At 43.4% G+C, this 20,954-nt stretch carries 18 protein-coding genes; 14 read left to right on the plus strand and 4 right to left on the minus strand.

Going from position 1 to position 20,954, the window contains the following annotated elements:
- Positions 1-89: 89 nt before the first annotated feature.
- Positions 90-713, minus strand: a complete 624-nt coding sequence (gene ampD, locus PSBA01_RS07625; RefSeq protein WP_186473708.1) for a 1,6-anhydro-N-acetylmuramyl-L-alanine amidase AmpD — start codon at positions 711-713, stop codon at positions 90-92.
- 157 nt (positions 714-870) lie between these two features.
- Here ampD and PSBA01_RS07630 point away from each other — a divergent pair, with 157 nt between their 5' ends.
- The 12 genes from PSBA01_RS07630 to lpxC all read left to right on the plus strand — a co-directional run bounded on the left by PSBA01_RS07630 (position 871) and on the right by lpxC (position 16,394).
- Complete coding sequence (locus PSBA01_RS07630; RefSeq protein WP_186473710.1) at positions 871-3,027, plus strand: DUF4105 domain-containing protein; 2,157 nt, start codon at positions 871-873, stop codon at positions 3,025-3,027.
- 183 nt (positions 3,028-3,210) lie between these two features.
- Positions 3,211-4,050 (plus strand): SDR family oxidoreductase, encoded by an 840-nt coding sequence (locus tag PSBA01_RS07635; protein ID WP_186473712.1) that lies wholly within the window; start codon positions 3,211-3,213, stop codon positions 4,048-4,050.
- Between the two features lie 73 nt (positions 4,051-4,123).
- The gene (locus PSBA01_RS07640) at positions 4,124-5,122 is read left to right on the plus strand and encodes a hypothetical protein (RefSeq protein WP_186473713.1); all 999 of its coding nucleotides are present in this window, start codon (positions 4,124-4,126) and stop codon (positions 5,120-5,122) included.
- 62 nt (positions 5,123-5,184) lie between these two features.
- Complete coding sequence (gene pyrE / locus PSBA01_RS07645) at positions 5,185-5,901, plus strand: orotate phosphoribosyltransferase (protein ID WP_186473714.1); 717 nt, start codon at positions 5,185-5,187, stop codon at positions 5,899-5,901.
- 64 nt (positions 5,902-5,965) lie between these two features.
- Positions 5,966-6,937 carry a glutathione synthase gene (gshB, locus tag PSBA01_RS07650; protein ID WP_186475480.1) on the plus strand — a complete coding sequence of 324 codons (972 nt, stop codon included), beginning with the start codon at positions 5,966-5,968 and terminating at the stop codon, positions 6,935-6,937.
- A 276-nt stretch (positions 6,938-7,213) separates the two neighbouring features.
- Positions 7,214-8,299 (plus strand): undecaprenyldiphospho-muramoylpentapeptide beta-N-acetylglucosaminyltransferase, encoded by a 1,086-nt coding sequence (murG, locus tag PSBA01_RS07655; protein WP_093069410.1) that lies wholly within the window; start codon positions 7,214-7,216, stop codon positions 8,297-8,299.
- Positions 8,300-8,385: 86 nt separating this feature from the next.
- A complete protein-coding gene (murC, locus tag PSBA01_RS07660; protein WP_186473715.1) occupies positions 8,386-9,825 on the plus strand; it encodes a UDP-N-acetylmuramate--L-alanine ligase in 1,440 nt (479 codons plus the stop codon).
- 23 nt (positions 9,826-9,848) lie between these two features.
- Complete coding sequence (locus PSBA01_RS07665; RefSeq protein ID WP_228724538.1) at positions 9,849-10,928, plus strand: D-alanine--D-alanine ligase; 1,080 nt, start codon at positions 9,849-9,851, stop codon at positions 10,926-10,928.
- A 513-nt stretch (positions 10,929-11,441) separates the two neighbouring features.
- The gene (locus PSBA01_RS07670; RefSeq protein ID WP_071003045.1) at positions 11,442-12,236 is read left to right on the plus strand and encodes a cell division protein FtsQ/DivIB; all 795 of its coding nucleotides are present in this window, start codon (positions 11,442-11,444) and stop codon (positions 12,234-12,236) included.
- Positions 12,237-12,348: 112 nt separating this feature from the next.
- Entirely contained in the window at positions 12,349-13,686 is a 1,338-nt protein-coding gene (gene ftsA / locus PSBA01_RS07675) for a cell division protein FtsA (protein ID WP_058024576.1), read from the plus strand.
- Positions 13,687-13,956: 270 nt separating this feature from the next.
- A complete protein-coding gene (ftsZ, locus tag PSBA01_RS07680) occupies positions 13,957-15,162 on the plus strand; it encodes a cell division protein FtsZ (protein WP_186475482.1) in 1,206 nt (401 codons plus the stop codon).
- A 314-nt stretch (positions 15,163-15,476) separates the two neighbouring features.
- Entirely contained in the window at positions 15,477-16,394 is a 918-nt protein-coding gene (gene lpxC, locus PSBA01_RS07685; protein ID WP_186473716.1) for a UDP-3-O-acyl-N-acetylglucosamine deacetylase, read from the plus strand.
- 298 nt (positions 16,395-16,692) lie between these two features.
- Here lpxC and PSBA01_RS07690 read toward each other — a convergent pair whose 3' ends face one another.
- Positions 16,693-17,208: a hypothetical protein gene (locus PSBA01_RS07690; RefSeq protein WP_186473717.1), complete on the minus strand. Its 516-nt coding sequence runs from the start codon at positions 17,206-17,208 to the stop codon at positions 16,693-16,695.
- Between the two features lie 244 nt (positions 17,209-17,452).
- On the opposite strand from PSBA01_RS07690, the gene PSBA01_RS07695 reads away from it, so the two are divergent.
- Positions 17,453-18,181 carry a CHAP domain-containing protein gene (locus PSBA01_RS07695; protein WP_186473718.1) on the plus strand — a complete coding sequence of 243 codons (729 nt, stop codon included), beginning with the start codon at positions 17,453-17,455 and terminating at the stop codon, positions 18,179-18,181.
- Between the two features lie 137 nt (positions 18,182-18,318).
- Here PSBA01_RS07695 and PSBA01_RS07700 read toward each other — a convergent pair whose 3' ends face one another.
- Both PSBA01_RS07700 and PSBA01_RS07705 read right to left on the minus strand, forming a co-directional pair.
- Complete coding sequence (locus tag PSBA01_RS07700; protein WP_186473719.1) at positions 18,319-19,044, minus strand: hypothetical protein; 726 nt, start codon at positions 19,042-19,044, stop codon at positions 18,319-18,321.
- A gap of 259 nt (positions 19,045-19,303) precedes the next feature.
- On the minus strand, positions 19,304-19,615 hold the full coding sequence (locus PSBA01_RS07705) for a YhbY family RNA-binding protein (RefSeq protein ID WP_058024582.1): 312 nt from the start codon (positions 19,613-19,615) through the stop codon (positions 19,304-19,306).
- 334 nt (positions 19,616-19,949) lie between these two features.
- Between PSBA01_RS07705 and PSBA01_RS07710 the strand changes: the two genes are divergently transcribed.
- Positions 19,950-20,582 (plus strand): RlmE family RNA methyltransferase, encoded by a 633-nt coding sequence (locus PSBA01_RS07710; protein WP_186473720.1) that lies wholly within the window; start codon positions 19,950-19,952, stop codon positions 20,580-20,582.
- Positions 20,583-20,954: the final 372 nt, after the last annotated feature.

Consider the following 20,954-nt stretch of genomic DNA (forward strand, 5'->3'; position numbering starts at 1 on the left):
GTAAGAGCTAGTGTGCTGATTTGCTGTTGCAAAAAAACTGACGAATTATAGCACTTTCATCACGGAGATAAATGGATTGGATGTGGAAATCATTTTTGCAGTGATAAGGAGTTATTTCGTAATAACCCTGCAACTAGCTCCCGCAACCTTGCCCATTCAAAATAATCACCAGGATCCGTCTTACGCCCTGGCGCAATATCACTGTGCCCTGTCAAATGTCGCTGCGTTTTCGGGTACGCTTCATAAATAGCCGCGATTACCGCTGCGAGCTTCTCATATTGAGCGGAAGTGAAGGACACAAAATCTGACCCTTCAAGCTCAATGCCAATGCTATAATCATTACATTCAGGTCGGCCTAAGTAGCTAGAGCGTCCAGCGTGCCAAGCGCGTTCGTTAAAATTGACAAACTGAGTGATAGCCCCGTCACGCTCAATAAACAGGTGCGCTGACACTTCTGCGCCTTTGATTGTCTGAAAATAAGGGTGCGCATCCCAATCTAATTGATTAGTGAATAATGCTTTTACATAATGCGTGCCGCTAGAGTCGCACGCACCAAACTCATTGGGTGGTAGGCTAATATTATGAATAATGATGGCATCAATACTTAGACCTTCTGGCCTGATATTATAGTTTGGTGAGGCCAGCCAAGTAGCGGCTGACAGCAAACCACCTGTGATTGTCATTGGCAATGTAGATAATGATGAATCGGGCATAAAGCTCTCTTTTTATAACAGTATTGGTGATGTTGTGATAGAAAGTCTATCAAAGTAGTTAGATGGTCGCAGCTTGCTTATATCATTTGAGTCTCTAGCAGAATAAACCTTCACAGCGCGAATAGCGTATAAATAATAACGTGTGAGAGCCTGCCTCATGTCTATAAAACCGATGTCTACGTCTGGAGCTTATACTCTAATAACCATTGGTCAGCGAGCGCGACTGCCAATGGCGATAGCGGCGCTATTGTTTTCTGCAAACACGCAGGCATTTTTACCGACGCCTTTATTGGTCACCGAAGGAGCGCTCTCATCTGAATTATCAGATAGTACGTCACCTCGTGACGCTGAAGATGCTGTTCGCATCGAAACATCTAACCTCAGTGATACTGGAGACAATACTCAAAATAATACTGCGTCTGGGTCAGATATGGCGACAGAGCAGTTATTGGCAACATGGCGTAGACAGGCAAAAACTGACAATCTAGCACAGCATACAACATGGCGACGCTTATTGTATTTTTACGATGACCAAAGCAGTATGTTTTCTAAAAAGAAAACGGAGAGTCTGGTCGATGATCCACGCTTTTTTTTGAGTGATAACGGTCAGCAGGATTCAGCCGCAGAATTAGACGCGACACTAGTCGCACTGGCAAAAGAATTCACATCGCAGACAACTGGTAATAACCAAGCAAACATTCATATAAAAACTCAAGCAAATAATAATTCCGTTCTGTGCCGTTTCCCAGCACGAGTGGCATGGCTAAAAGAAAAGTTAGCTATCGATGATGCGAGTCTGACAAATGAGTGTCCAGAGCTGGATGACTGGATGGCGACATTGGCGCCTGAGCAGTTATCTATTGTGTTTGCTGAGGAGTATTTGGACAATCCACTCTCTGCCTTTGGTCATACGTTATTGCGCATTGATTCAAAATCGAGCGTAGCAGATCCCAATCAAATCAGTCAGGCGTATGCGCTCAATTATACGGTGGACGGTGATCCAAACGATAGCTTTCCAATCTATGCGACCAAATCCATGATTGGCAGTTATGACAGCGCCATCGAGATTGATCCTTATCCCCAAAAGCTCGCAAAATATCTACAAGACGATGAGCGTGATACGTGGACGTATCAGTTGAATCTGACATCTAGTGAAGTACAGCAGATTATGCGCCATGTTTGGGAGACCAAGTCGCTAAAAATGCCATATTACTTCACCACGGATAATTGTGCTTCTGAGATTCTGCGCCTGATCGACGTTATTCGTCCTCAGCAGAATTTATTGAAGCAACTGGCTTATGTGGTCGTGCCCTCTGATGTCATTCAGTTATTAAACAGTCAAAACCTTTTGGCAAATGCCACTTATACACCGGCCGACAATACGTTGCGTCAAGCTCAGCTTAATGACGTTAAGCAACAACGCGCGCAGTTGGGTTATCATAACAGCGCCAAGCAAACCTTAAATGAGATAAAATCGGCACAGCTTAATCCTGTATCAAGCCTATCAGATGATGGACAACGGTTACGCAAACGTCAAATCGAGGTATCGGATAATAACCCAATAGATAGGCATCCACTACAGTTGGGAGTGATAGCTATCGGTCAGCGCGGTGACAATGACTATATCGATATTGGGTTTAGAGCAGGGTTTCATGATACGCTTGACCACGCGTCAGGGTATTCACAGTTTTTTAATTTAGAAGGGGTAGCTGCGACCTTACGTCTATATGACACAGATGATGATAAGCCCAATCAACCAGACAGCGTGGTCTTGCAAAATGCGACTTTGATTCGTGGACGCTCTTTTAATCCTATCAATGCTGGCAAAAAAGGCAAAACGTGGGGTGCAAGCATTGAGGCGACGCGAGTGAATGATGGCTCACAAGAGGGCGGGCGAGATCATCTGGTGGGTAGTGTGGGTTATGAGACGGGCTGGTCGTGGGCATTTGGTACGCCAAGCAGTGGTACGGGTCAGATGCCGCCGCAACTATGCTATACGTTTTTGGCCGGGTCAGCACAAGCAGGGCGCGGTATTAATAAAGGCTTTCGGGTAGGGGCAGGTGTCAATGCCGGCTGTCGTTATCAGATTAACAATCAGTTACGCGTGCAAGCTGAATTGCAATTACCATATTGGTATCATGGCAGCAGCGATGAGTCCAACGTCCGTGGTCATTATTGGCAACCCATCTCAAGCCTTGGGCTGCAATACGACATTGATAAAAAACAAGCGTTACGGATCAATGCCAGCTACGACTGGCAAGAGCGCGTCGATGCGAATGAGGATATACAGCTGTCATACAGACGGTATTTTTAAGTATAGTCGAACCACTATTAAAGTGTTACAGCGTTAGACTCGTTTAGCCTACTACTGTAGTACTTGCACTCGTCTGCCTTGTACCACTTTTAATATTGATTGACTATAGAGTTATCTCTTAGCGCTGTAATCGTTGTATAAGTGGTATAAGTGGTATAAGTGGTATAAAAGGAAAGATGCTTTATGAATACACCAAATATACTCATTATCGGGCAAGGGGATATCGGCTTGCCTGTTACCAATAAGCTGGCACAAGACGGCTTTTCGGTGACAGGGCTGGCTCGTAGTGAGCGTGATCACTATGCATTAGTGGGTAGCGCCAATTTTTTGCAGGCTGATGCGCTGACTCTGACGACCGAGCAGCTGCAACCATTTACCCATATTGCGATTATCGTCACCCCTGATGAGTATTCGACCAGCGGTTATCATGACAGCTACTTGGCGATTAGCCAACATTTGGCAACGCTTTCTGCTAATCTGGCGAACCTTGAGCGCGTCGTGTTTATCTCTTCTACTGGTGTTTACGGTCAAGACAATGGCGAATGGATCGATGAGCATACTGAACCTATGACGCCTGAGCGTGACGCATCAAAGGTTATATTGCAAGCCGAACAAGCACTGCAACAAAGCTTTGGTGATAAAGCCATCATCATTCGTCCTAGCGGCATTTATGGACGTGAGCGCCTTATGCGCGTGCGTAAAGCGCGCGAGCCACAAAAAGAGCCAGTAGCCGCCGAGCATTGGAGCAATCGTATTATGGATCGCGACTTGGTCACTATCATTGCCAATGTGTTGACGACAGAAACACCAAAGCCACTCTATCTTGCGACAGACTACAGGCCTGTAACCACCTTTGAGCTTGGCGTTTGGTTGAGTGAACAAATCGGTGAAGCTGCGCCTACTATCGATGACAAAAAGACATCAGCGACAGGAAAGCGTTTACATAGCAACATTCCGTTAGCTTGGCTTGAGTATGCTGATTGGCAAACAGGCTATCGTGATATTTTAGACCATCAAGCGTAGTTTTTAGCGTTAAGATCATTGTTCGGTTTGAACGTTTTTGTTCGTTTTATATGTGATAGTTTATGGAGATTTCATGACTCAGCCGTTTACTTCTGATGACCGTTTGTCTCATGCTAGTCTGGCAGCAGAAGGTAGCAAGCTCACAAAAGGCGATGCTGGGCAGTCTTCTATGCTAGCTGATTCACAGCAACCTGCGATCGTACATCCGAACTTTGATCCCAAACGATCCCCCCTTGATCCTGCCAGACCATTGAGTGATATTCCTGAGCCTGCTCGTCGCCTAGATGGTCAGCTGCGCCGGCTTTATGGTAATTCGACGCGTTTTTATCAGCCTACCGAGGCCAGCTTATCAAAATGGTCGCTGATTGCTTCAGAAGCCTTGGCGGAGCATCTATCGTTACTCAAGGCGGCACAGCTTGTTGAGTTGCCTGATAGCTTTTATCAAAATCATAGCGATCAGCCCTTATTATCGCCATTATCAAAGATGACATTATTAGATATGTCAGATATCCAGCAGGCGATTCGTACCTATCCAAAACTCAATCGTTATGGGTTTGGCTCTGCTGATAGCGACGAGATGGCTGAGCCAAATAACAATGACAAAGTCAACGAGTCTTTAGCCTCTCTGCGCGCATTGATCAAACGCTATAATCCTGATGAACTGCTGAGTAGCCTGTATGCCGATGATTGGCAAGTGATTTTGCAACCGCAGCAATTTGAGACAGGCGAGGGCAGTTTGGCGACAGATATTATGGCCTGTAGCGCTGCTGTCCATGCGCTAAAGCAATGTAGTACTCGTAAAAGTATCAACCATAGCTATAGTGCCGCGCAAATTTGCCAGCACGTACGTAGTTATTTGCTCAGTCAGTTTGTCTGTGAGCCTACGCAGCGCCACGCATATCGTCAGATCCGGATATTTGCTGGTCACATCATTGTTGCTGCGTATCATTTAGGCTGGGAGATACAAGTGCGGGCAGATGGACAGAGTTATTTTAATATCTCGTCGCGTAGTGGTTTGTTGACTCGCTATGCCAATATGCAGGATTACGAGATCAACGGTTGGTCAAGCTGATCAATAATGCGTACAATAATGCAAATTTTTTCGCCCCTCTTTTTGCCCATAGGAATGTCATCATGTCTCACGTATCGCGCCCGCAAGACCCAACGTTTTCATCTCATCAATTTATTCAACTGGCTTTAGATAACCAAGTACTTAAATTCGGCGAATTTGTCCTCAAGTCTGGTCGTATCAGTCCATATTTTTTTAATGCAGGTCTGCTTGCAACGGGTGAGATGTTATCACTGCTAGCACGTGGTTATGCAGATGCCTTAGCCGAACAGATAGTTGCGGCAAATAATGACGGTAATGAGCAAGAGCTAGTCATCTTTGGTGCGGCTTATAAAGGTATTCCTTTTGTCGCAGCGACCGCACAAGCGTTATGGCTACATCATGGCATCAATGCAAAATGGGGTTACAATCGTAAAGAAGCCAAAACCCACGGTGAAGGGGGCAATTTGGTCGGCGCTGATGTGCATGGCAAGGCCGTATGGGTGCTTGACGATGTCATCACAGCAGGTACAGCGATGCGTGAAGTGGTCGAGATTTTAGAGCAAGCAGGAGCAAGCGTTGCGGGTATTATCGTCGCGCTTGATCGCAAAGAAAAAGGCCAAGCTGAGCACTCTGCTATTCAAGAGCTTGCTGCCACATTAGCAGTGCCAGTACGGGCATTGGTTGATATTGACGATTTAATCAGTTATCTGGCAGATGACCATGGTGCACAAAACGGCCAACATAAAGACGCAACCCAGTTAGCCAAAATGCAACATTACCGTGAGCAGTACGGTGTATAGTTAGGCACTGAGCCTGTTTTATACTAATAATATAACGTAAGTGAGCCTTACCATGAGTCAAACAATGAGCCAACAAAACCAAGAAAAATCGCTAAAAATACTCGTCATTATGGATCCTATCGAGCGGGTCAATTATAAAAAAGACACCAGTCTCGCTATGATGTGGGCCGCTCAAGACCGTGGTCATCAGCTTGGTTACTGTCAGATTCATGACTTGTGGTTGGATCGTGGACAATTAATGGTCGATACTCAGCCGCTTACGGTGAAGCGTGATCCTGCAGATTTTTATACACTGGGTGATAAAACGACAGGCTCAGTTGCTGACTATGACGTGATTTTGATGCGCAAAGACCCACCGTTTGATATGCGCTTTATTTATGCCACTTATATGCTTGATCATGCCAAAGCCGCAGGCGTGCTCGTGGTCAACGATCCGCAAGCCATCCGTGATTGTAATGAGAAATTATTTGCGACGTGGTTTAGTGAGTATATGAGCCCAACGATTGTGACCAGCAAACAGGATCACATTCGCAAGTTTATCGCTGAGCATCAAGATGTCATCGTTAAACCGCTAGATGGTATGGGCGGTACGGGTATCTTCCGTCTGACTGCTGATAGTCCAAATATTGGCGTGACGATTGAGGTGCTGACTGAGCTTGAGACTTTACCAATCATGGCGCAGCGTTATTTGCCAGAGATTAAAGCAGGTGATAAACGCGTACTTATTGTAGATGGCGTGGTGGTCGACTATAGCTTGGCGCGTATCCCAAGCAAAGGCGAGACCCGTGGCAATCTTGCCGCAGGTGGTCGCGGTGTGGCCATGCCATTAACCGATATTGAGCGTCAAGTGGCAGAAGTTGTGGCGCCGATTGTCAAAGAAAAAGGTCTGATGTTCGTGGGTTTGGACTTGATCGGTGGGCGTATTACTGAGATTAATGTCACCAGCCCAACGTGCGTACGTGAGATTGATGATCAGTGCGGTACCGATATCGCGACCGACTTTATCATGGCAATCGAAAATAAATTTACGGTATAGTTTTAGACAGTCGAAGACAGATGTCCATTAAAGAAAGTACGTCTTAATACCTCGTTTATCATTGCCTTGTATGGTCGTGTGTCAGTAGTAAATGACGCCAAGTCATGCCAGCTCATGGCTTGGTTTTTTGTTATTTCTACTGCATAAAGTACTGTATATAAGACAATGATTTCCTCTATACTATGCGGGCTTTTACCGTGTCATTTTTTTAGTAAATGGCATCATAGTAGTAGGACAAATCCTTCATATAAGTAAAGTACAGATAGGCAGATCTCCATGAAAACACCGCACATATTGATGATGGCAGCTGGGACGGGCGGACATGTTTTTCCCGCGCTTGCAGTCAGTGACGAGCTGACCGGTCGCGGTGCGGTTATTCATTGGCTTGGAACGCCAAATGGTATGGAAAATGGTTTGGTTGAACCGACGGGTTATCCTTTTCATGCCATCAATATGCAGGGGCTGCGCGGTAAGGGCGTGGGTCGTTTAGTTAAGCTGCCAGTAACGTTATTGTCAGCGACGATGGCTGCGGTGAAAGTGATTCGCAGCAATCAGATTGACGTGGTCGTTGGTTTTGGTGGCTATGTGAGTGCGCCTGGTGGACTTGCTGCACGTCTGACCAATACACCGCTGGTTATCCATGAACAAAATGCCATCGCTGGCATGAGCAATCGTTATCTGTCTAAGCTGTCTACCAAAGTATTACAAGCATTCGAGAACACTTTTGCCAATAGTGAACAAGATGCCAAGCTTGAAACAGTTGGCAATCCTGTGCGTAACGCCATCACTGGTGTCGCAGAGCCAAAGGTGCGTTATGATATCAATGATAGCTCACCGCTTAAACTGCTGGTCGTGGGTGGCTCGCTTGGTGCTCAGGTATTGAATGAGACCGTGCCAAAAGCACTGGCTTTGCTAGACCAGCCCTTTGAAGTCCTCCATCAATGCGGACGCAATAACGAAGCAGCCACTCAGGCGGCTTATAGTGAGCAAGATTTAAGCAAGCATCAGTTCACAGTGCAGCCCTTTATCGATGATATGGCGGCGGCCTACAACTGGGCAGATATTATCGTTTGCCGCGCTGGTGCATTGACAGTGACTGAAATCCAAAATGTCGGTATTGCTGCTATTTTTGTACCGCTACCACATGCGGTTGATGATCATCAAACCGCCAATGCGCGCACATTGACCTCGCATGCTGCTGCGGTTTTATTGCCACAGTCAGAGCTAACGGCCAAACGTTTAAGCGATGAGCTTAGCGTACTCAATCGAGAGAAATGCCTTGAAATGGCCAAAAAAGGTCATGCGCTTGCCAATCGCAGTGCGAGTAAACAAGTGGCTGATATTATTTGGCAAGCCTTATAGTTTCGGCTTTTGCCACTCGTTATTTTTTACTGATCATATTTTACTGTCCTTTAATTTTTATTATCCCTTAATAAAGAGAAAATTTTATGTCTACCTCTGCCAAAGCCCTTCCTAAGCGTTTGATTGAAATACCAGAAATGCGCCGTATTCAGCATTTGCATTTTATTGGTATTGGTGGCTCAGGCATGTGCGGAATCGCTGAGGTAATGAACAATCAAGGTTATCAAGTCAGTGGTTCTGACATTGCAGAAAGCCTGGTGACGAAGCGTCTACAGCAGATTGGTATCAAAATATCGATTGGTCATGATTCCAAAAATATTGCCAACGCTGACGTGATCGTCGTGTCATCAGCGATTGATCGTAGCAATCCTGAGGTAAAAGCTGCGCTTGAAGCTCGCCTACCAGTCGTACGCCGCGCCGATATGCTTGGCGAGTTGATGCGCTATCGTCATGGTATCGCGGTTGCAGGCGCTCATGGTAAGACCACGACGACCAGTTTGCTCACCACCATGATGGCAGAGGGGCAATTGGATCCTACCTATGTGATTGGTGGTAAGCTAAATGCCTCAGGTAAAAATGCAGCACTAGGCAACAGCCGTTTCTTGGTAGCAGAAGCGGATGAGTCCGATGCGTCTTTTTTATCACTGCGCCCAATGGCAGCAATTGTGACCAATATCGATCAAGATCACATGGAAACCTATGAGAACAGCTTCGATAAGTTAAAAGCTGCTTATATTCAGTTTTTGCAAAACATGCCGTTTTACGGGTTGGCCGTGGTATGCGGTGATGATCCTGAACTGTATGCGATGATTGATGATATTGGTCGACCAGTATTGACCTTTGGCCTTGAGCCTTTTAATGACGTACAAGCTGTCGATCTGGTGGCAGAAGGTACCAAGACGCACTTTACCGTATTGCGCCGTGACCGTAAGCCATTGCGTCTGACATTAAACATACCTGGTACACATAATGTCTATAATGCACTGGCTGCTATCACCATGGCAACGGATGAAGGTGTCGATGATGCCGCGATTGAGCGTGCCCTACAGAAGTTTGCAGGGGTAGGCCGCCGATTTGAGCAGCATGCCTCAGTCGATATCGATGATGGCAATGTCTTATTGATTGATGATTACGGTCATCATCCAAAAGAAGTTGACGCAACCATCAAAGCCGCTCGCCAAAGCTTCCCTGATCGCCGTTTAGTGATGTTATTTCAACCGCATCGTTATAGCCGTACCCGTGATTGCTATGACGATTTTGTCGAAGTGCTATCAAGTGTTGATGAGCTGCTACTATTGGATGTATATTCAGCAGGTGAAAGCCCGATTTTAGGCGCTGATACCAAGTCATTAGCGCGTAGTATCCGTCTGCGCGGTGAAGTTGAACCGACGATTATTGACAAAGACAATCTTGCCCCTGTGATGCAGCGTTTATTAAAAGCCAATGACATGCTTATCACGCAAGGCGCGGGTAATGTGGGGCATATCGCTATTGATTTGGCAGCCAATAACCTTTACATCAAGTAAGCTAAAATTTAGGAACCATCTTCATGACAACGAATAGTAAAGATAATCCAGAGCAAAAAAGCCAAGCAATTACCAATCCAGAGCCAGCGTTAGTCGCGGATGCCCAAGCAGAAAAAAATAAGAGTGAGGCGAGCGGTGAGTCAAATAATATAGACAACGAGACGTCTATCAGTGCACCAACTAGTCATGTCACAGACGCGAGTCAGTTCGGCAGGGTCGCTGTGATCTATGGTGGTAGCAGCAATGAGCGCAGCGTGTCTTTGGATAGCGGTGCGGCTGTATTGCAGGCACTGCAAAACCAAGGTGTCGACGCCACTCATTTTGATCCTAAGCATCAAGACATCACAGAATTACGTGATTACGATCGCGTGTTTAATGTCTTGCACGGTCGTGGCGGCGAAGACGGTCTATTGCAAGGTGTATTACAGTGGTTTGATATACCGCAAACGGGATCTGGCATTTTGGCATCAGCATTAGGTATGGACAAAGTGCGTACCAAACAACTTTGGCAAGGTTGCGGCTTATCCACAGCACCGTTTTCATTATTGACGGCTGATACCGACTGGCAGCAAGTGGTCAATATGCTAGGACTGCCGCTTATCATCAAGCCCGTTCATGAAGGCTCAAGTATTGGCATGACCAAGGTCAATCATCTCGATGAATTGCCTGCGGCCTATGCTACTGCCGTACAATGTGGCGACGCGGTGATGGCTGAGCGCTGGATTACTGGACGTGAGTTTACGATCGTGATTATCGATGATGAGGCTTATCCTGTCATTCGACTTGAGCCTGCTGATATCACCAATTTCTATGACTTTGAGGCCAAGTATAATCGTAACGATACCAGCTACTATATTCCTTGCGGATTGAGCGCTGCTGATGAGAAGCATCTGCAAGAGTTAAGTCTGGCGGCATTCCGTGCTGTAGATGCAAAAGGTTGGGGACGTATTGACGCCATGCAGGATGAAGCAGGGAATTTTTGGTTGCTTGAGATCAATACCGTGCCCGGTATGACCAGTCATAGTTTGGTACCAATGGCAGCCAAAGCTAGAGGCATGGATTTTGACACATTGTGCTGGCACATATTATCGCAGACAGTCTAATTTTTTGATGTAGCGCTCATCATATTTATCACGATTTTTTAGCAATGAGTCTGATGACAACCATATTGAGTAAATGAGCTACGTTAAAGCATGGGCAATGATAAATTATATAGAGATTTATAATTTCTCAGCTTTATCACTTTTGTAGCATGGCGATTTTAGCCAAAAAAGCCGTCAATGTATCACTAGAGCTGCTATAACATAGCTTCATGTAAACTTGTGTAAATTCAAGGCTACTAGTGAGCGTTACGCTATTGTTTGCCTATAAAATACGTTAATATTGTAAGAATAGCTTTGTTTTAGTAATATTTACGTTTTTTGTAGGAATAACCTATAAGTTATTCATAACCTAAGAAAAATGTTACGTTTAAATAAGAATAATCGCTGACTATCAGTCTTTTTATTGACAGTCTTTGATAATATATTGCTTTAATAAGCTTCTGCAAAAACTTGCAGATTTACATCAATAATTAGCATGATCAGTTTTATGCAAATATAGGGACAAAGGTCGTTATGGCTCAAACTGTCAACGAGGTAACTGACTTGATGAGTGATAAAGCCGGTCGCCCAGCATCCAAACTCCAATTACCAACCTCGGCCCGATATCTTTTTATGATATTGGTATTAGGATTATTGGTACTAATATTGATAATGGGTGGTAAAGCGTTACGTGATGCACCGCCTGCTGAGATTCATATCAGCAATCAAGGGCTCTCTACCGCTCAATACAACTCATTGCAGACAGTGATGGATCAGCAAAAGGTCAGCAGTTTTTTTACTTCTGATTTGCAAGCATTGAGAGATATTACGACAAGCCTTGCATGGGTTGATCAAGTGAGCATCTCTCGAGACTGGCAACGCGGCATTGTAGTTACTGCACTACCTAAGCAAGCAGTCGCTAATTTTGGGACAGAGCGCTTGGTTGATGCTAAAGGATCTGTGTTCGTTCCTGCTGATAGTAGCGACTTGACGCAAGAGCGCTTTGCTACTCTGCAAGGTGAAATGGCTCAAGCGCCAGTCATTATGCAGCAAATGCAGCAAGTCAATGATTGGTATGCGCCACTTGATATGCAGGTTGAAGACATTATTTTGTCACCAAGAATGACTTGGCTCATTCGTTTTGACAATGGCTTGCGCGTCATCGTCGATAATGAGAACACCGCACAAAAATTACTGAATCTAAGCCAGTTACTTGGTAATCAGTTAAGCGGACGCCGAGATGAGATGCAATCTGTAGACTTACGCTACAAGAATGGTTTTACGATTGCCTGGGATATGTCAGCGCCGCCAGTTGATGAGCCCAAATAATTAAAGTAATACTGATGAGTGATGACTTGAGTCGAAACTGTTTGCCCAAAATGAATAATATATGTACAACATCATAGCGTATTAACAGCGCTTTTTTTAATGATTCAATAGGATGGCGTTATTTGCGCTCCTATTTAGTAATAATTTGTCTGCTACCATGAAATATAACGAAAATTTGGTTGTTGTCCATCTAAGTGCCACGGCAGTGTATGTCGTAATTGGCAATGTTGTCTCTGCAAAAGACATTCGTATCTTAGGCGTAGGGCAAGTTAAAAATAGCGATTTTTATCAAGGCCAAATTAAGCATCGTGAACGCCTACAAGGTGCTATCAAGCAAGCCATCCAAGAAGCAGAGGATACTGCCAATTGCCGCGTGCATAGCGTGTGGTTGACGCTCGCAACACCTGAGCTATCTAGTAAAAACAGTGCTGGAGAGGTGAGGGTTGAGGACGAGTTCGTACGTGCCAAAGATATGGTACAGGCCTTGTCTAATGCCAAGTCGCGCGATCTGCCATCCGATTACTATCTCATGCATTGCTGCCAGCAAGGTATCTATGTTGATGATCAAGACTTTATGGTCGACGATGTGATTGAGATGATGGCACATAATATCACTGTGATGTATCACATGATGATGATGCCTGTCGCTAGCCGCCAAAACATTCAAAAACTACTACAAAGCTGCGATGTCGGTATTGACCATATCGTATTTGATGCAGTGACCAGTGCTGAATATAGTTTAATGACTGAAGAGCGTCAGCAAGGGGTTTGCTTGGTAGATATCGGTGCCAGTACGACCAGTATTTGTGTTTACAAAGAAAATAAATTGATTTTTACGCATTGTATTGCTACTGGCAGCCATGAAGTGACAATGGATATTTCAGCTGATTTTGGTATATCAATGATTGAAGCTGAGAAACTTAAAAAGTCTCATGGTACGGCTGATGCCAATAGTGTTGACCCAAGCTCATTCTTTTTGTTTAAACCGCAAGGATCGAGCGATGAAATCAACATCGGTATCTATAATTTAGCACGTATCATTGAAGCGCGTTATGTGCAGATATTCACTGAAGTCGCTCGTCAACTGCATGAAGCAGGTTTAATAGGCTATATTGACAAAGGTATCGTGCTGACAGGCGGCGGTAGTACGATTAAAGGAATGATACCGTTTGCTAAACGGCTGCTCAAAATGCCAGTGGTATTGACCAATACGCATCCTGCTATTAGTGCTTACAATCATTTTGATAACGATGAGTCATTTAAACAGCTTAATAGTCAGGTCAATGACCGGGCTTACCAAACAGCTTTTGGCACACTATTATATAGTCAAAGTGAGCAGTTTCGCCGCAGTGAAAAAAGCGAACCTGATACGATTCAAAAAAATCGAGTCACAGGGGTCTTTCAAAGCGCAGGCAAACGTTTTGCTGATGTGTTGAAAAAAATACTATAGACATACTTACCAAACATTTAGAGCATAAGCGCTTTTGTAGGATGCTCTTAAATAAAGTAAGTAAAAATTGAAGTCATATTGAAAGTAATGCGCTAAGCAGTAACAGTAATACCTTAAGCGATGATGACCTATTATGGTCCGCGCTGAACTATTTGATCCATAGCCCTGTTTTATTTAAATACATTTATATATAGTATGTCGATAGCGCGCCATATGAGTGCGTTACTACGTATCGACCTACACGCTATCTGCAACTGGAGAATCTTTTTTATGTCAAAATACACCATGCCAGATGATAACCAGCTTCAAAATAACGGCCAAGCGAGCTTCACTGTATTCGGTGTTGGCGGCGGCGGCGGTAATGCGGTTGAACATATGGTACAACAAGGGATTAGAGGTGTAACGTTCGTCTGTGCTAATACAGATAAGCAAGCGCTAGATCGTCTGACTGCACCGCACAAACTACAACTTGGTGCAAAAACGAACCGTGGTCTAGGTGCAGGTGCAAATCCAGAAGTTGGTCGTGAAGCAGCAGAAAGCGAAGAAGAAGCTATCCGTGCATTGCTTGAACACTCAGATATGGTATTTATCACTGCTGGTATGGGTGGTGGTACAGGTACAGGCGCAGCACCCGTGGTTGCACGTATTGCCAAAGAAATGGAGGTATTGACGGTTGCGGTTGTGACCACACCATTTAAATTTGAAGGTGGCAAACGTATTAAAGCTGCGAAAGCAGGTATCGAGCAGTTGACCAATTTCGTGGACTCGATTATCACGATTCCAAACGACAAGCTTATGAGCGTATACGGCAACATCTCTATGCAAGACGCTTTCAAAAAAGCGGACGATGTTTTGCTACATGCGGTTCAAGGTATTGCAGAGACTATCGCTAGCGAAGGTATGATCAATATTGACTTTAACGATATTCGCACCGCGATGACAGCCAAAGGTCACGCTATGATGGGAATTGGCCGCGCCAGCGGTGATGATCGTGCTCGTCAAGCCACAGAAAAAGCCATCAGATCGCCACTACTTGATGATTTACGCTTAGAAAACGCCAAAGGCCTGTTGGTCAACGTTATATCCTCTGAGTCGTTATCACTCGATGAGATGAGCAAAATCAGTGAAATCGTCGAAGAAATCACAGACATCGACGATGCTCATATTTTCTACGGCTCTGTAATCGATGAAAAAATGGGTGATGACTTGCATGTAACGGTTATTGCAACAGGTCTGACCTTAGATGAAAACGCAGGGCAAGAGCCAGAAGTGGTTGAGCAACCTGTTCCTTCTGTCAATAGTACACAACCCGTTGATCCTAATGTACATACCAGTGCATTAAATAGTCAGAAGAAATCACAAGCTCAACTGCATCAAGATAACGTTAATACTGCACGTCCAAGCGCGCCTCAAGAGCAGACAAAAACTAAAACCAATAGCATCCAAGACTATCTGAAGCGTCAACAGAACAAATAGTTTTTTAGTATTAAATTAAAAAAAAGCCAGCGCTCAAACGCTGGCTTTTTTGTGTCTACAAAAGACTGGCCTATAAAAGGAGAGTAACAAAATCAGGAGTATCGCAAAATGTTTCTAATCGAAAAAATATATCCAGAATCTAGTGTTTCGAAGCGTTCAATAGGGCATAAAACTGTGAAAATATATGATGAGATAATGACGATAAGTGTTATCAATCAAAGAGATAAGGAAATTAACTCTTTTTATTTGTAGCGGATATGGGGAAGGTAGTGGTACACTATGTCAATTGTAACAAAATATGTGAGAAGACAGCCATGAACCAAAGAACCATAAAGACAGCGATAGCCGTTACAGGTACTGGTCTCCATAGTGGTCAGCCTGTTGACTTGGAGTTTCATCCACAGCCGGTTGATACTGGTATTGTTTTCGAGCGCTCTGATATTGTAGGCAGCGAGCCTATTCCAGCAAGTGCTTTTTTGGTGCAAGACACCATGATGTCATCAAACTTAGTATTTGGTGGTACGCGTGTAGGTACGGTTGAGCATTTGCTAAGTGCGATCGCTGGGCTTGGGGTAGATAATCTATTGATTCGTGTTTCTGCTTCAGAAATACCGATTATGGATGGTAGTGCCGCTCCTTTTGTTGCTTTGCTACTTGATGCAGGATTCTGTGAACAAGATGCTTTAAAGAAATTCATTAAGATTGTACGACCAGTACGCGTCAAAGTAGATGATAAATGGGCAGAGCTACGCCCTTACGATGGATTTGAATTGAATTTTGAGATTGACTTTGATCACCCTGCCATCGACAAAAATTTTCAACATGCTCAACTGCAATTCTCGACCCAAAACTTTATTGAGCAGCTAAGCGAAGCACGTACTTTTGGCTTTTTGCGTGACATAGAACAATTGCGTCAGAATAATCTGGCCTTGGGCGGCAGTATGGAAAATGCCATCGTCATCGATGATGCCAATATTCTTAACGAAGAAGGCCTACGCTTTAATGATGAATTTGTTCGCCATAAAATTTTAGATGCGCTCGGGGATTTATATCTGATTGGTTATCCTATCGTCGGTCGTTTCAATGCCTACAAATCTGGTCACGCATTAAATAATTTGTTAGTGCGTGAAATACTCTCTGATAAAAATAACTTTGAAATTGTAACTTTTGATGACAATGTAACATGCCCGATCGAATATTCACCACTAAATGGTTTAGCAGTTGAAGGATAAATACAGGAATATACACGAAGTATCGAAACATTTACGCAATATTACATAGCAACGCTATAATTACATTTATATAATATGCAATATTTTAAATATATAGTCTATAGCATTTTGTGAATTTTATTCTAAGGCAGAGTGCGTAAAAGCTGTAGGTGATTTCCAAATCATCTATTGATGCTATTCATAAATTGAATAGCATCAATAGATGATTTTTTTTGTTTAAGACATTACAAAAAAGCAGCGTTACCAATCTCACTTTATGGTTTTATTTACATAACTTTACATTGTAATATCTGTATTTTTAATGATTTGCTAGGCGTAGGAGGGCTTTTTTTAGATTTTCATCAGTGGTGACATGCTCTGCAGCCTGTGATATAGTCCGTTTTGTGTTTTGGCTAAGAGCCTGATTTTCATTGGCTTTACTAGGTTTGGGCAAGGTTGCTAATAACGCTGATGATTGTCTAGATGAATAATTATCAGCAAATGTTTTAGCTACTACAACGCGAATTTGCTTGAGTTGTTTAAATGTAATTGACTGCTCTGTTAATACTTGCAAATACGCATTCTGTAAATAGCGAATATGATTAGCAGCTGTCATCGAACCCACACTGAGTATTAACTGCTCAGAGGTTAAACCTACGACCCAACAAGTATTGAGGATTTCCTCAGGTAGACAGTCTACCAGCAGCTCTTTTACCTCATTGGTCGCTTCTATATATAGCCGCATGTTATTAGCAAGAGGTTGAGGTAGCGCGCTACCAGCAAAGGCTTGATGATCTATAAGCTGGGCAAGCCGATTAGGCTGTTTTTTTGACATCGTGATGACTCATCTATTAGGTGACAAACTCGATATGTAGAATAGACATGCTAAAAGCGATATATAGCAAAATTTTATGAGGTAGTTGACTAAACGGGTGGTGATACTGGTGTTAGTCACTATAAAAGAACGAGCTGTTGTGATAAGGATTTTATCATGTTTTTTAATGATTATATCCTCTAAATTAATTGATGTTTCGTCACGGATGACGAGCAGACTTGTATTAACAATAGGTAGTAAATTTATGAAACAAGCTTTATTAATTTTGTCAGTATTGGGAATGGGTATCGCACAGACGAGTGGTGCTGCCGAAACAACCTTTCAACCAAATAATACCTTGAATCATACCATCACAAATATCTCTACTTCTGCGAACTATGGTTCTAGTCGCAACATCTACAGCACTAACAGTGGTGCTCATGTATATAGCAACGATGAGATCAGTCAAGCCATTGACAATTTAAGCGCTCATGCTAAGCAAAAAGAATATCAGCTTGCCTCACTCACTAGCCGTTTGTCATATGAGCAGCGTCAACAGCAAGCAAGTCGTGTTCCTGATCGCAATTCTGCTCCTGCTATCGCAGCAGCAAATGCCTCACGAGTTGCACTATCTAGAAGTTCTGGCTACTGTGCTCGCTATGTACGTAAAGCGCTACAGTCAGCAGGTTACAAATTTACGCCTAATCCTTCAGCTTATCAATATGCCTCTCGTGGCACACTAGCCCAAGCAGGCTTTACCAAAATTAGTAACGATATGGAACCTCAAGTTGGTGACGTCGTTGTCTATAACCGCACCTCAAGCCGTCCACATGGTCATATCCAGATTTTTGATGGCAATGACTGGGTATCTGATTTCCGTCAAAACAGCATCAGCCCATATAGCGGTACTTACAGCTATACCACATGGCGTGATTCGCAGTATGTTGATGATGCATCAGACCGTGGTATCTACCTTGCGATGGCTGACAAATAAGTATCAGTTAAACGAATTAAAAGTTTTCTCCAAACTCAGTAATGCTCTTTATGACATTGCTGGGTTTTTTTTTTGTGCTTTAAATAATGATATCTAATAATAACTGTATCTAAGTGAGTGCAGATCATAAAAGTAAATCAAAGTGCAAATTTTGGCCAATAGTGGCGATTATGGAAATCAGGCGGGGAGGCGTGCTGAGAGGCAAAATATAAAGCGGTCTTACCGAGCTGTAAAATAACACAAGGATGTATCTGCTCAATAATCGTATTTGCAATGGCGTATTTTTGATTAGGAAGTTCGACCAGAGGAACGTTAAAGCCTCGCTCGAAGCGATGAATGGAATACGCTGCTGGTGATTTGTCAAACAACGATTTCTGTATTATGTCCTGTGTATTTATATTATCCGTCCACTCAATAGAGGCACGTGTGTGTCCATCAGTCTCGTATAAAGGTGCTGGTGGCAATGTGGCAGGTTGACGATAGCTTTTAAAATTATAGAGTGCATAGCGGCCATCAGGGTTGGCATTAATCTCAATGTAAGGTTCAGCGTCTTGAATCTCAGTAGCAGCCTCATCACTTAGAGTGTCACCCGTGATAAAGCATTCAAGGCAAGTCTCTTCCCACAGATAATCAGCAAATCCTACTCGGGTTTGCTGCCAAGTTGGCCAAACCAATTGATTGGCTAATATTTGACTGGGTAAAGTAATTTGATAGGTTAACTGTAATTGTAATACTGGCTGTCGAACGATCTTAGCGTTCACCTTGACACAAATACGCTGTAATGCTTCTACCGTCACGTCCAGTTGCTGTGCGTCTTTTTCTAGCGTCTCGGCGGCTATAACAAGATTAAAAAATTGGTTCATTATTTATCAAACTCTATAATACTTTTAAAAATTAATGGTAAAAGATTAAACGGAATAACTAGGGTGCACCCCGAATTCAAACGTTTATCACCATTTTTAAATAGGGATATGCCCTAGGCTGATACGACACACTAAGCAGATCCAAAACCAGCAGACAAGACAAAAGCCGCGAGCAAGATGCATCGCGGCTTTTATAGTTACCGTCATTATTTAAGCTGATGCGGCCTACTGTTATTCAAGCAAAGCTTGTCATGACATATTACTGCGCGTGACGTGCTAGGTTAGACAGTTTAGGGTTGGCATTTGGGTTTTGGCGTAGCAATAATGCCATACGTCCAATAGAATGGACCAAAGACGCATTAGCTGCTTTAGCAAGTTCAGCGCCAACGATGTCGCGCTCTTCTTTGGTGCCAGCAGGCAGTTTTACTTTGATAAGCTCATGATCTGTTAGGGCGCGATCAATCTCTTCGGTAATGGTTGGGGTAATACCCTTGTTGCCGATCATAACGATAGGCTTTAGCTCGTGACCGATGCCTTTTAGACGTTTGATGGTAGCGTTATCGAGTTGCATAGAATTCCTAGGTGTTGATAAAAATAAAAATGGTACTGTCAAAAACAGTTATGGATCATTATAGATAATCTGTGACCATCTTGCATGAGATCAGCAGGATTTTGCACGATTTTACGTGACGAAAATGTTAAACTGAATGTTTGGTACATTATAAACGCTACTGCCTTATAAAACAGTTATTTAACCAATAGAATTTGGTCAGTTTGCGACCAACCATGAATAAAAAATCTGATTAACACCGTATTTAGAATAATCCGCAACGGATTAGTATCAGTTTGTAAGTGATAGCGCAATTAAAGCAGCTAGATTTAGTAAAGCAATAGGAGCAGGTATTTTGGCCACGCGTATCGAAAACAAAAAACTATCAAAGAGCAGCAGTGCTTGGATGAAAGAACACATTGACGATCATTATGTACAAAAGGCTCAAAAAGATGGCTACCGTGCCCGTGCCGCTTATAAATTATTAGAGATTAACGAAAAAACCAACCTGATTAAAAAAGGCATGACGGTTGTAGATTTGGGTAGTGCGCCTGGCAGTTGGTCTCAAGTAGCGGGGCAGTTGGTTGGTGACGACGGTATCTTGATTGCTTCTGATATTCTGGCGATGGATGCTTTGCCTAATGTTACCTTTATTCAAGGTGATTTTCGTGAAGCTGAAGTATTTGACGCCATTATGGCAGAAGTAGGCGATAAGCAAGTCGACGTGGTATTGTCTGATATGGCACCCAATACGGCGGGGAATAGCGCTATCGATCAGCCGCGTATGATGTACTTATGCGAGCTGGCAGTGGACTTTGCTTTATCAACCTTACCAAAAGGTGGCGCACTTATTATGAAAGTGTTTCAGGGTGAAGGTACACAAGAATTACGCAAGCAGATGCAGCAGGATTTTAGTAAGATTCGTAGTATAAAACCAGGTGCGTCACGTCCGCGCTCAAAAGAGATGTTTTGGGTGGCGATTAAATAGTTTTAACATCAATGAGTTGTTGCTATTGTAAGCGAGTTAATCAGTCACCATAAACTATCATTATGGTCGTATAAAAAGCGCTACATTCATTAACTGAATAATCGTGAAACCTGCTTGAATTATGCGGGTTAGCACCATATATCATGGTATATTACCTTTGTTTTTAGCATACGTTTTAGGCAAAGTCGTCTGATAATAAGCGTTTTACAAGCTCAATGATCGTATATCTATGTTTATCTCATACTGATTATTTATAAAAACAATTTTTATGCTACCTGTAAATCATATAAGTTTAATTTAGCAGCTTTTTATTATCGGGATACTCGTTAAAAATGAGCAATACGTTTATAGACGTCACGTGTTTAGTAAACA

The organism is Psychrobacter sp. KCTC 72983, from assembly GCF_014280455.1.
In the GTDB taxonomy this organism is placed as follows: domain Bacteria; phylum Pseudomonadota; class Gammaproteobacteria; order Pseudomonadales; family Moraxellaceae; genus Psychrobacter; species Psychrobacter pacificensis.

What these genes read in the sequence shown, in the direction of transcription:
- ampD (WP_186473708.1), bottom strand. Translation starts at nt 713, where the DNA reads ATGCCCGATTCATCATTATCTACATTGCCAATGACAATCACAGGTGGT.
- PSBA01_RS07630 (WP_186473710.1), top strand. Translation starts at nt 871, where the DNA reads ATGTCTATAAAACCGATGTCTACGTCTGGAGCTTATACTCTAATAACC.
- PSBA01_RS07635 (WP_186473712.1), top strand. Translation starts at nt 3,211, where the DNA reads ATGAATACACCAAATATACTCATTATCGGGCAAGGGGATATCGGCTTG.
- PSBA01_RS07640 (WP_186473713.1), top strand. Translation starts at nt 4,124, where the DNA reads ATGACTCAGCCGTTTACTTCTGATGACCGTTTGTCTCATGCTAGTCTG.
- pyrE (WP_186473714.1), top strand. Translation starts at nt 5,185, where the DNA reads ATGTCTCACGTATCGCGCCCGCAAGACCCAACGTTTTCATCTCATCAA.
- gshB (WP_186475480.1), top strand. Translation starts at nt 5,966, where the DNA reads ATGAGCCAACAAAACCAAGAAAAATCGCTAAAAATACTCGTCATTATG.
- murG (WP_093069410.1), top strand. Translation starts at nt 7,214, where the DNA reads ATGAAAACACCGCACATATTGATGATGGCAGCTGGGACGGGCGGACAT.
- murC (WP_186473715.1), top strand. Translation starts at nt 8,386, where the DNA reads ATGTCTACCTCTGCCAAAGCCCTTCCTAAGCGTTTGATTGAAATACCA.
- PSBA01_RS07665 (WP_228724538.1), top strand. Translation starts at nt 9,849, where the DNA reads ATGACAACGAATAGTAAAGATAATCCAGAGCAAAAAAGCCAAGCAATT.
- PSBA01_RS07670 (WP_071003045.1), top strand. Translation starts at nt 11,442, where the DNA reads ATGGCTCAAACTGTCAACGAGGTAACTGACTTGATGAGTGATAAAGCC.
- ftsA (WP_058024576.1), top strand. Translation starts at nt 12,349, where the DNA reads ATGGCGTTATTTGCGCTCCTATTTAGTAATAATTTGTCTGCTACCATG.
- ftsZ (WP_186475482.1), top strand. Translation starts at nt 13,957, where the DNA reads ATGTCAAAATACACCATGCCAGATGATAACCAGCTTCAAAATAACGGC.
- lpxC (WP_186473716.1), top strand. Translation starts at nt 15,477, where the DNA reads ATGAACCAAAGAACCATAAAGACAGCGATAGCCGTTACAGGTACTGGT.
- PSBA01_RS07690 (WP_186473717.1), bottom strand. Translation starts at nt 17,208, where the DNA reads ATGTCAAAAAAACAGCCTAATCGGCTTGCCCAGCTTATAGATCATCAA.
- PSBA01_RS07695 (WP_186473718.1), top strand. Translation starts at nt 17,453, where the DNA reads ATGAAACAAGCTTTATTAATTTTGTCAGTATTGGGAATGGGTATCGCA.
- PSBA01_RS07700 (WP_186473719.1), bottom strand. Translation starts at nt 19,044, where the DNA reads ATGAACCAATTTTTTAATCTTGTTATAGCCGCCGAGACGCTAGAAAAA.
- PSBA01_RS07705 (WP_058024582.1), bottom strand. Translation starts at nt 19,615, where the DNA reads ATGCAACTCGATAACGCTACCATCAAACGTCTAAAAGGCATCGGTCAC.